Annotated in this window: 6 protein-coding genes; 3 read left to right on the forward strand and 3 right to left on the reverse strand. The window is 72.1% G+C overall.

Annotation, left to right across the window (positions count from 1 at the left end; genetic code table 11):
* Positions 1-51: 51 nt before the first annotated feature.
* From M2157_RS05690 to M2157_RS05700, 3 genes are all read right to left on the reverse strand, one after another.
* Entirely contained in the window at positions 52-1854 is a 1803-nt protein-coding gene (locus M2157_RS05690; protein WP_280864628.1) for an acyl-CoA dehydrogenase, read from the reverse strand.
* 391 nt (positions 1855-2245) lie between these two features.
* A complete protein-coding gene (locus M2157_RS05695) occupies positions 2246-3442 on the reverse strand; it encodes a DSD1 family PLP-dependent enzyme (RefSeq protein ID WP_280864629.1) in 1197 nt (398 codons plus the stop codon).
* 108 nt (positions 3443-3550) lie between these two features.
* Positions 3551-4189: a PAS domain-containing protein gene (locus M2157_RS05700; RefSeq protein WP_280860700.1), complete on the reverse strand. Its 639-nt coding sequence runs from the start codon at positions 4187-4189 to the stop codon at positions 3551-3553.
* A gap of 192 nt (positions 4190-4381) precedes the next feature.
* Between M2157_RS05700 and M2157_RS05705 the strand changes: the two genes are divergently transcribed.
* The 3 genes from M2157_RS05705 (at position 4382) to M2157_RS05715 (ending at position 11881) form a co-directional block, all read left to right on the forward strand.
* Positions 4382-7219, forward strand: coding sequence for a SpoIIE family protein phosphatase (locus tag M2157_RS05705; protein ID WP_280864630.1), 2838 nt, complete (start codon positions 4382-4384; stop codon positions 7217-7219).
* Between the two features lie 371 nt (positions 7220-7590).
* On the forward strand, positions 7591-10383 hold the full coding sequence (locus M2157_RS05710; RefSeq protein ID WP_280860702.1) for a SpoIIE family protein phosphatase/ATP-binding protein: 2793 nt from the start codon (positions 7591-7593) through the stop codon (positions 10381-10383).
* A gap of 133 nt (positions 10384-10516) precedes the next feature.
* Positions 10517-11881 (forward strand): FAD-dependent oxidoreductase, encoded by a 1365-nt coding sequence (locus tag M2157_RS05715; RefSeq protein WP_280860703.1) that lies wholly within the window; start codon positions 10517-10519, stop codon positions 11879-11881.
* Positions 11882-11915 lie beyond the last annotated feature (34 nt).

Consider the following 11915-nt stretch of genomic DNA (forward strand, 5'->3'; position numbering starts at 1 on the left):
TGTTCCGCGGCCCCGGACATCCGCCCGCGGGTCAGGACGTGCCGGAGAGGGTCACGCCGGTACCACCTCGGATCGCAGCATGGGGTGGTGCGCCGTGATCTCCTCCGGCACGGCGAAGGCATCGGTGAGCGTCAGGGCGTGCGGCGCCAACGCCGCGACGGTGGCCTCCAGCACCTCCGGCAGGTATCGGACCTGCTCGGCGGTCATCCGCTCGTGAGCGAGCAGTTCACCGCTGTGCGCGGCCACGTAACGCAGGGCGAACAGCCGGTGGAGGTGGTCCAGCAGGAGGCCCACCTGCGGGTCGGCGGCCTGCGCGGCCGCGGCGAGCAGTTCCTCGGCGGCCAGCCGGTGGACATGGGCGTCGACCAGGGACAGCGCCGCGCCGGAGGCACCGTTCCAGCGGTCGAGGGGCGAGCCGACCCGTTTCGCGCGCAGTCGCACACGGGCCCGCTCGTGACGTATTCGCTCCAGGTCCCCCATCAGGTCGTGCAGGTGGGCCGGATCGTGCAGGGACCGGGTGGCCGGTGGCACCTCGCTGAGGGGGCGCGGGGTGAAACCGCCCAGCAGCATCTCCCCCGCCGCCTTGACCCAGATGACGGTGTTGTCGCCCTCCGCGGTGATCGTGCCCTCGTTGGCCGCGAGCTGGCCCGCGATCCCGTTGGAGAGCAACAGGCCCTGTGCGCCGCAGCGTTCCCGGCACTCGGTCATCACGGCCCGGGCCTGCCAGGTGATCCAGCCCTTGGCGATGGCCACGAGCCGCTCGGCCTCCTCCCGCTCACCTTCCGCGGCCTGCGCCCACCTCCGCACGACCCCGCGCTGCAGCAAGGTGGCGGCGTAGGTCGTGGCGAGCGCCTCGACGAGCGGGGCGTGGTGGGTGCGATGGGTGAACAGCGGCACGCGCTGTCCGCTGGTCATGCCCGTGGTGACCCGCTGGTGGGCGTGGCGTATCGCGACGGCCAGGGCGTGCCGCGTCACCCCGAGGCTGTAGGCGCTCATGCACAGCTTGCCCATGGTGACGCGGCCGATGGAGCGCAGGAACCGCTTGCGGGGACTCCCCAGCGAGGAGACGAGCTCACCCTCGGCCGTCAGCCGGCCGTGTTCGCCCTGGAGCATGGCCGTCCGTGGCAGCCGCACCCCGTGGAAGGAGGTGGCGCAGTGATCGACCGGGCTGCTGGCCGTCTGGGGCAGCAACTCCACCTCCACGCCCGGCAGATGACGGCCGTTGGCGTCCGTCAGCGAGGTCAGGAAGAGAAAGACGCCCTGATCCTTCCCGTCGATCACCAGACGGGCGGCGACCAGGGCGTCCTTCGGGCCGCCGGCCACGGAGGTGTTGGGCATCCACTTGCGTGCCCCCCGCGTCGGTGTGGTGAGCACGAAACCACCCGTGTCCCGGTCCAGGGTCGCGGTGGTCTCCAGCTGGGGGGCGTCGTTGCCGTGCGCCTGCTCGGTGCACAGGAAGGTGCCGATGCGTTCCATCCGCAGGTACGGCCCCAAGTCCCGCCCCTCGTGGTCGTGTTCGAGAAGGCTGCCGAGGAACAGGTTGTAGTGGATGCTGGCGATCGTGGTCATGCCGGCGTCCACCACCCCGGCCCATTCGTGCAGGGCGCTCAGGGCGACGGGGTCACGGGCCAGGGCCTGCGGGTCGGGCACCGCCGCGTTCACCACCCGTAGGCGTTGATAGGACAGTTCCGTGCGCTCCTGATGCGTCAGCCCCTCGTGGTAGGCGAAGACGTCGGAGCTGAACAGGCGGCGCCACGGCTCATGGATCTCGGCATGCGTACCGAAGAGCAGATGCCGCAGTGCGAAGGTCTCGGTCAGCGGGGGGGACGTTACGGGGAGTTGAGAGGTGATCACAGCGGCAACGTAGTCCCAGGCACCCCCTGATCACATCATGATCATCACCACGATTGAACACCCCCGCGTGGTGGTAGTTACCCCTTAAACGGCCTCTCTAATACCAGAAGCCTCAATCTACACAAGGGTGATTCCCCTCCCACGCCGCACTTTACGCCTGCGCATCGGAGCAACACCGGCCACCCCCCTCGGCGTGTCGCCATGGCGGGTCCGCTCGACCAAAGGCCAGGGTGGCCGCCGGGCCGGCGCGCCCGCCGACTCCAACCGCCGCCCTCGCCAGCAACCTTGACCCGTCGCGCCCCCAAATGCCATGCGAAATCCCCTCAATTGACGGAGATGGCGGGGGGGCGACGGGGCCATGCGCGCTGCGGCACCTCGGCGTGCCGGCTGATCACCACCCGCTGACGCGGCTCCAGAAGGCCTGGACGACCGGCGCGCCCGCCGTCGGCCGCGTGCCGTCGACGACGTGGTAACCGTGGTGTTGGGCCGCTGTGGCACAGGCGTGGTTGGGCAGGATGCGCAGGCGGGTGCCGATGGGCAGATCGGGCAGGCGGGCGCCGTCGCGGGCGGTGAGGGTGCCGTGTTCCTGGCTGGCGGCCGTCATCACCAGGTCCGGGACGAGGTTTCCGTCGAGGTCGCTGACCAGCCCGTACCCCTGGTCCTGGGCCTGGGCGGCGGTGCCGCGGTCGCGCGACATGGCCATCCAGCCGCCGTCGGTGAGGATCCACCCGAACTCGGGGCGGTGACCGATGACGGTGACGACGACCGACAGGGCGAGGTCCTCGATGCGGCAGACACCGAGGCCGGCCATCACGAGATCGAAGAACACGTAGTTGCCCGCGCGCAGTTCGGTGACCCCGGTGAGATCCTCGGCGGCATGGGCGGTGGGGGTCGAACCGACGCTGACGGTGGACACCGGCAGGCCCGCCGCGCGCAACCGCTCGGCCGCGGCGACGGCACTGTCGCGTTCGTTCCTCGCGGCCTGGCGCTGTTCCTCGGCCGTGTGGGCGAAGTAGGACTCGCCGGCGTGGGTCAACACGCCGTCCAGGCAGCCCGCCTCGTGCAGGATGCGGCCGATCTCGGGGAGCCCGGGAGCATCGGGCCTGAGGCCGCCACGGTGGCCGTCGCAGTCGATCTCGATCTGGGTGGGGACGGCAAGCCCCGCCCGACGCGAGGCCTCGGCGACGGACTCCGCCTGCTCCGCGCTGTCCAGCAGGACGCGCAGGGTGACACCGCGTCGCAACAGGGCGACGACACGCGGGAGTTTGTGGGGATCGATACCGACGGCGTAGGTGATGTCGGTGTAACCGCCGTCGGCGAACGCCTCCGCCTCCGCCAGGGTGGACACGGTGACCGGGCACGGCACCTCGCCATCGTGGAGAAGGGCGGCGACGTCGAGGCTCTTGGCCGTCTTCACATGGGGCCGCAGGGTGACACCGAGCCGGCCGGCCCTGGCCGCCAGCCGTTCCACGTTGCGCCCGGCCTTGCGGACGTCGACGACGGCGAACGGAGTGTCGGGGTCGGCCAGGGTGCGCGCGGTGGCGCTCTCGGGGGTGTGCACAAGACGCCCAGGACTCGTGGGGCTCATGGGGAGATGTCCATCTTCTCTAGCAGGGCCAGGCGCAGGTACAGGTCCTGCACACAGCAGAAACACCGAGTACGGGCTGTCGCGGCGGTCATGAGGGCGTGGCGTCCTTCACTTGCTGTAGTTGTAGACGGTCGCCCGGGACACACCCAGCAGATCCGCGATGGTCTGCGCGGCGTCCCGCGAGTCGAAGTACCCGTCCTGGTGCAGCTGCCGTACTAGTGCCTTCTTGTCCTGTCTGCTCAGCGACCGGGGCGTGGCGGCGCGCTCCGCGGCCAACTCCTCCACCGTCTGCCGCAGTTCGCGCGAGTTGCGGTCCCGCAGCGTCTCCAGGGGCTGCTCGCGGTGCTCGGTCTCCGTGGCGACCAGGTTGGACAGGGCGAGCGTGACCGGCGACAGCACGGAGACGTCCAGGTTCAGGCACAGGGCCGCGACGTACTCACCCGCGGCGTTCTTGAGACCGATGGACGTGCTCTTGACGGGGCGGCCGTCGGGGAACCGGTTCGGATAGTTCTGGATGACACTCGGGTACTCCGGATCGGCGATACGGGCCAGCCCCAGCTCGGTCGCGGAGTCCCCGACCTGACGGCCCGAGAGGTTGTTCTCGATCGCCCGGATCGCGTGCCGCGGATCCCGCAGATCGTGCAGCACCACCTCGCACAGCCCGGGGAACATCCGCCCAAGGGCGACAGCGATCTTCTCGGCCTCACCGATGAGGTGCTCGTCCGCACCGCCAACGACGCCTTCCACAACCGGCGCTCCGTCCCGGGACTCGAATGGACTGATTGTCCAGATCTAGATTTACAGCCTAAGAGTCTGACGGGCGGTTGTCCAGCAGGGCGACCGAGGTATACATATGAGCCGCCCGGGTGCGGGCCGGTGCCCTTGTGGCGCATTCTTGCTGTGTCGCCCGCGGGACGGCGCACGGACGAGGTAGGGCCGATGACTGGGAGCGTCGAGGACCCAGACCCGACGGCCGGGCGGCTGGCGGCGCTGCTGATCGACGCTTCGACGGAGGCGATCAGTGCGGCCGGCGGCCACGCCGGAGGGGTCTATCTGCGCTCCCGCACGCCCGGGCTACTGCGGCTCGCCGCCCTGTCGGGGCTGCCCGGACCGCTGTTCCGCCCCTGGTGGCGGCTGCACTCCGACCGCCCCTTCCCCGTCGCCGACGCCTACCGGCTCGGTGTCCAGGTGGTCCTGCCGAACGCCACCGAGACCATGCGCCGCTACCCGCAGTTCGCCGCCGGACTGCCGTTCCAGTTCGGCTCGCTCTATGTGCCCGTCGTCGGCGGTTCCACGACCTACGGTGTGCTGACCGTGCTGCGCCCGGCCGTCGCCGACGCCGCCGAGGTACTGCCCGAGCACGACCGCGTCGTGCGCCTCGCCCAGGAGCTGGGGGCGGCGCTGCGGGGGCTGGAGGAGGCGAACCCGGACCAGGTCGCCTGGGACGGCGAGCCCGTCTGTCTGCGGCCGCCGACCGCCTCCGCGTCCTTGGGACGCGCCGGACGCTTCGCCTGGGACCCCGAGACGGCCGACATCACCCTGGACGAGGACCTGCACACCCTCCTGGGCGTGCCGCCCAGTGAGTTCCCCGGCACCGTCGAGGCGTTCGCCGAGGCCGTGGCCCCCAGCGACGCGCACCGCATTCTGGCCACCCTGCGGGACACCGCCGCCGGCCGCCCTCCCGCTCTGCCCCTCTACCTGCGGGCCGAGGACGGCGCGCTGCGCCTGCTGGACCTGTGGAACGCCTACGAGCCGCCCGCCGCACCCGCGGTCCGGGGCGTCGTCGTGGCCCCGGGCCCCGGCCCCACCGCGGACTCGGCGGCCGACCTGCTGCCCGACGGTGTGTTCTGCGTGGACCGGCTGGGTCTGGTCGTGTACGCGAATCCGCGCGCCGCCCAGCTCCTCGGCCGTCCCCGCGCCGAGCTCGTCGGCCGCGACCTGTGGGAAGCCGTGCCCTGGCTGGGCCGTCCCGACTTCGAGGACCACCTGCGGGCGGCGCTCCTCACACCGGACCCGGTCCACTTCCATCTCGTACGCCCGCCCGCGCAGGAGTCCGAGACACGGCCGGCTGCTCAGGGCACCGGGTCACCGCTGTCCGCTCAGGGCACCGGATCACCCCTAGCCGCCCAGGACGCCGGATCACCCCTAGCCGCTCGGGACGCTGGGTCACCCCTGACCGCTCGGGACGCCGGATCACCCCTGACCGCTCGGGACGCCGGATCACCCCTGACCGCTCGGGACGCCGGATCACCCCTGACCGCTCGGGACGCCGGATCACCCCTGACCGCTCGGGACGCCGGATCACCCCTGACCGCTCGGGACGCCGGATCGCCGCGGTCCGCCCAGGACACCCGGCCACCACCGTCCGCCCAGGACGCCGAGTCCGCCCAGCCGCCGTACGAAGGCGACTTGCTCGCGCTGTCGGTGCACCCCGGTCCGGATCGGCTGACCTGCACGGTGCGGCCCGCGAGCCGGGTGAAGGACAGTCCCGAGGGGCAGGAGACCGCCGAGTTGTCCGAGACGGGCATGAGCGCGCTCGCGCCCCTGTACCGTCCGATCGCGCTGGCCATCGCCCTGACCGAGGCGGTCACCGCCCGGCAGGTGTCCGCCGTCGTGATGCGGGAGCTGCTGCCCGCGTTCGGCGGCCGTCGGCTCGCGATCTACCTCCTCCAGGAACGGCACCTCTACCTGGAATGGGAGACCGGCTTCCCCAAGGGCTTCCTCGCGCCCTTCGAGGGAGTGGACCTGGGCACCCACCTGCCCGGCGTGGAGACCCTCACCACCGGTCGTCCGCTGTTCTTCGACTCGATGGAGCAGCTGACGGCCGCCTACCCCGGTATCCCCCTGGACGCGACCGAGGGCGCCCGGGCCTTCCTGCCGCTGATCTCCTCGGGGCGGGCGGTCGGCTCCTGCATCCTCGGCTTCGACCGGCCGCGCAGCTTCAGCACCGAGGAGCGCACGGTGCTCACCGCGCTGGCCGGTCTCATCGCCCACGCCATGGAGAAGGCACAGCGCTACGAGTCGGAGACCGCGCTCGCCCGGGGCCTGCAGCAGGCGCTCCTCCCCCGACGCCTCGCGGCCCACCCACAGCTGGAGACCACCGGGCGCTATCTGCCGGGCACCGCGGGGATGGAGGTCGGCGGCGACTGGTACGACGTCGTCGAGTCCGGTGACGGGCTGGCCCTGGTCATCGGGGACGTCCAGGGGCACGGCGTGCAGGCGGCGGCCACCATGGGCCAGCTGCGCAGCGCGGTCAGGGCGTTCGCGCTCGGCGACCGGCCGCCGGACGAGGTCATGAGCAGCACCAACCATCTCCTCACCGACCTCGATCCCGGCCTGTTCGCCAGTTGCTGCTACATCCGGCTCGACCCCGCCACCGGGGTGGCCAGGGCCGCCCGCGCCGGCCATCCGCCGCCCCTGCTGCGCAGCCCCGACGGCCGCACCCGGGTCCTGGACCTGCCCGGCGGGGTCGTCCTCGGCGTGGACCCGAGGGCCCGCTATCCGGTGACCGAGCTCCGGATGGAACCCGGCGCGATCCTGGCGCTCTACACGGACGGGCTGGTGGAACGGCCCGGCAGCGACATCGACGAGGGGATCACCGCCCTGCGGGTGGCCCTCGCGAAGGCCGGCGCTCCGGCGGCCCGCCCGGGCGGGCGGTTCCTGGCAGGCGTGGCGGACCGGCTCACGGCGACCGCCCGGCACGCCCTGGACCGCCCGGACGACATCGCACTGCTGCTCGCCACCCGGCGCGCGGCGCCCCCGCCCCAGCCGCACTGAGAACTCTGCGGGCTCCTCTCACCCTGCGACGCCCCCCGCCATCACGGGCGCCACAGCAGCGACCGCCCGGGACACCCCGGACCACCCGGACGACATCGCACTGCTGCTCGCCACCCGGCGCGCGGCACCCCCGCCCCAGCCGCACTGAGCCTCTGCGGCCTCCTCTCACCCTGCGACACCCCCGCCACCACGGGCGCCACAGCAGCGACCGCCCGGGACACCCCGGACCACTCGGACGACACCGCACTACTGCTCGCCACCCGGCGCGCGGCAAACCCCCGCCCGGGCCGCACTGAGGAGGGTCTGTGGCTGTTCTGTCACACCGTGTGACGCCCCTCGCCTCCTGGGGCGCGGCAGTGTAGACATGGCACATGGTCCGACTCCTGGGCCGCTCCGGGGGCGGGTCGGCCCGTCGCCCCGGCGGCCCCCGCTCACCGCAGACACCCGACGGCGCTCACGACCAGCACGAGGGCCCGCCGAGGGGCAGTTCGCCCACGCGGGTGGAGCGCGACGGGGCCCGGACGCGACGGCGGCCGGGAGCCCTGCGGGCGGCGGTCGGCGGACGCAGCGTGGCCGGACAGGTGTTCGTCCTGCAGGTCGTGATCGTCCTGCTGCTGGTCGTGGCCGCGGTGGTCACGCTGGTGCTCCAGGTGCGGCACGACAGCACAGTGGAGGCCCGCAACCGTTCCGTGGCCGTGGCCGAGGCCTTCGCCAACGCTCCGGGCACCGCGGAGGCCCTCAGCTCCCCCAACCCGTCGGCGGTGCTCCAGCCGCGCGCCGAGGCGGCCCGCCGGGCGACCGACGTGGACTTCATCGTCGTCATGGACACCGACGGCATCCGCTACACGCACCCCAAGAAGGACCGCATCGGAAAGAAGTTCGTCGGGAACATCGAGCCCGCCCTGGCCGGGCGCGTCGTGACCGAGGACATCACGGGAACCATCGGACCGCTCGTGCAGGCCGTCGTCCCCGTCAAGGCGGACGACGGGAAGGTCGTCGGCCTGGTGTCGGCCGGTATCACCACGGCGAAGGTGGGCGGCACCGCGAACCAGCAGCTGCCGCTGCTCCTGATGGCCGGCGCCGTGGGACTCGCCCTCGCCACCGGCGGCACCGCGCTGGTCAGCAGACGGCTGCTGCGCCAGACGCACGGTCTGGGGCCGCACGAGATGACCCGCATGTACGAGCACCACGACGCGGTCCTGCACGCCGTACGGGAGGGCGTGCTCATCGTCGGCGGCGAGGGGCGGCTGCTGCTCGCCAACGACGAGGCCCACCGGCTGCTCGACCTGCCCGCCGACGCAGAGGGCCGGCACGTCCTCGACCTCGCCCTGCCCGCCGACACCGCCGGGCTGCTGGCCTCCGGGCGGGTGGCCACCGACGAGGTGCACCGGGTCAAGGACCGGCTCCTGGCGGTCAACCAGCGGCCCACCGACATCCAGGGCGGCCCACCCGGCAGCGTCGCCACCCTGCGCGACTCGACCGAGCTGCGCGCCCTGTCCGGGCGCGCCGAGGCGGCCCGCGAACGCCTCGACATGCTGTACGACGCCACGGTGGGCATCGGGACGAGCCTGGACGTCACCCGCACCGCCGAGGAACTGGCCGAGCTCTCCGTGCCGCGGTTCTCGGACTTCGCCACCGTCGACCTGTTCGACGCGGTGCTCAGCGGCGGCCAGCCGGAGGCGGCGACCGCCCTGCGCCGCACCGCGCTCAGCGGGATCCGCGAGGACGCCCCGCTGTACAAGGTCGGTGAGCGGATCCCCCTGGCCGACGCCGCTCCCCAGGCCCGCGGCATCACCAGCGGCCGGGCCGTCCTGGAGCCCCGTCTCGCCGAGGCCACCGGGTGGCGCGCGCAGGACCTGGAGCGCTCCACCCAGGTCATCGAGTACGGCATCCACTCGCTGATCGCCGTCCCCCTGCGGGTCGGCGATCTCGTCCTGGGCACCGTCAGCTTCTGGCGCTCGGACAAGCCCCAGCCCTTCGACACCGACGAGGTCGCCCTCGCCGAGGAGCTCGTGACCCGGGCCGCGGTCTCCATCGACAACGCCCGCCGCTACACCCGCGAGCACACCATGGCGGTCACGCTCCAGCGCAGTCTGCTGCCGCGCCGGCTGCCCGAGCAGGACGCCCTGGACATCGCCTACAAGTACCTGCCGGCGCAGGCCGGGGTGGGCGGCGACTGGTTCGACGTACTGCCGCTGTCCGGTGCGCGGGTCGCGCTCGTGGTCGGCGACGTCGTGGGGCACGGGCTGCACGCCGCGGCCACGATGGGGCGGCTGCGCACGGCGGTGCACAACTTCTCCGCGCTCGACCTGCCGCCCGACGAACTGCTCGCGCTGCTCGACGAGTTGGTCGCCCGGATCGACCAGGACGAGGCGGAGGAGAGCGGCAACTCCCCCGTCACCGGCGCGACCTGTCTGTACGCCGTCTACGACCCGGTCTCGCGGCTGTGCACGATCGCCCGGGCCGGCCATCCGCCGCCCGCCCTCATCCACCCCGACGGCAGCGTCGAGTACCCCGACGTGCCCGCCGGTCCTCCGCTCGGCCTCGGCGGCCTGCCGTTCGAGACGGCCGACCTGGAACTCGCCGAGGGCAGCCGCCTGGTGCTCTACACGGACGGGCTCGTGGAGGACCGCGAGCGCGACATCGACGTGGGCCTCGAGCTGCTCCGCACAGCCCTGGAGCAGGCGGGACCCTCGCCCGAGGACACCTGCCGGGCGGTACTGGACGCGCGGCTGCCGGCCCGCGCCACCGACGACATCGCGCTGATCGTGGCCCGCACCCGGGCGCTCGCCGCCGACCGGATGGCCGAGTGGCAGGTGCCCGCCGACCCGGCGGCCGTGTCAGACGTCCGGGCGGCGGTGTCCCGACAGCTGGCCCTCTGGGACCTGGACGAGCTCGCGTTCACGTCGGAGCTGATCCTGAGCGAGCTCGTCACCAACGCCATCCGCTACGGCGGCGACCCCATCCATGTGCGCATGCTGTGCGACCGCACCCTGATCTGCGAGGTCTTCGACAGCAGCAGCACTTCACCGCATCTGCGATACGCGGCGATGACCGACGAGGGCGGCCGCGGCCTGTTCCTCGTCGCCCAGCTCAGCGACCGCTGGGGCACCCGGTACACCCCGGAGGGCAAGGTCATCTGGGCCGAACAGCCGTTGCCGTGACCCGGTTCGAGGGCCTTCGCCACCCATAAGGTGATCTTATGAGCCCATAGACCGGACCCGCGTACCGACTTAGGCTTGCCTTAGCTTAGGCTTCCCTCGAGTTGATCTGTCGCCGCTCGAAGGGAACCTGATCATGCCCCGCCCCCTGCGGGTAGCCATCGTCGGAGCCGGCCCCGCCGGGATCTACGCCGCCGACGCGCTGCTCAAGTCCGATGTGGCCACCGAACCCGGTGTCTCCATCGACCTCTTCGAGCGGATGCCGGCCCCGTTCGGACTGATCCGTTACGGAGTGGCTCCGGACCACCCCCGGATCAAGGGCATCATCACGGCCCTGCACCAGGTGCTCGACAAGCCGCAGATCCGCCTCTTCGGCAACGTCGACTACCCGACCGACATCAGCCTGGACGACCTGCGCGCGTTCTACGACGCCGTGATCTTCTCCACGGGCGCGACCGCCGACCGCGAACTGCGCATACCGGGCATCGAGCTCGATGGCTCGTACGGCGCCGCCGACTTCGTCTCCTGGTACGACGGCCACCCGGACGTGCCGCGCACCTGGCCCCTGGAGGCCGAGAAGGTCGCCGTCCTCGGCGTCGGCAACGTCGCGCTCGACGTGGCGCGCGTCCTGGCCAAAACGGCCGACGAACTCCTGCCGACGGAGATCCCGCCGAACGTCTACGAGGGCCTCAAGGCCAACAAGGCGCTGGAGGTCCACGTCTTCGGCCGCCGTGGCCCGGCGCAGGCGAAGTTCTCCCCGATGGAACTGCGCGAGCTGGACCACTCCCCCAACATCGAGGTCATCGTCGACCCCGAGGACATCGACTACGACGAGGGCTCGATCGAGACCCGGCGCGGCAACAAGCAGGCCGACATGGTCGCCAAGACCCTGGAGAACTGGGCGATCCGCGATGTCGGCGACCGTCCGCACAAACTGTTCCTGCACTTCTTCGAGTCGCCCACCGAGATCCTCGGCGAGGACGGCAAGGTCGTCGGTCTGCGCACCGAGCGCACCGCCCTCGACGGCACCGGCAACGTCAAGGGCACCGGCGAGTTCAAGGACTGGGACGTCAGCGCGGTCTACCGCGCGGTCGGCTACCTCTCCGACAAGCTGCCCAAGCTGCCCTGGGACATCGACTCGGGCACGGTCCCGGACGAGGGCGGCCGGGTCATGCAGGAGAGCGGCGAGCACCTGCAGTCGACGTACGTCACCGGCTGGATCCGGCGCGGCCCGGTGGGCCTGATCGGCCACACCAAGGGCGATGCCAACGAGACGGTCTCGAACCTCCTGGACGACTTCGCGAACGACCGCCTGCAGACCCCGGGTTCGCCCGAGCCGGAGGCCGTGGACGCGTTCCTCGGTGAGCGTGGCGTCCGCTTCACCACCTGGGAGGGCTGGTACAAGCTGGACGCCGCCGAGAAGGCGCTGGGCGAGCCGCAGGGCCGCGCGCGCGTGAAGCTCGTCGAGCGCGAGGACATGCTGCGCGAGAGCGGCGCCTGATCCGCACGCGACGCCGGTCGTGCCGCAGCCTCGC

Source organism: Streptomyces sp. SAI-127, from assembly GCF_029894425.1.
In the GTDB taxonomy this organism is placed as follows: Bacteria; Actinomycetota; Actinomycetes; order Streptomycetales; family Streptomycetaceae; genus Streptomyces.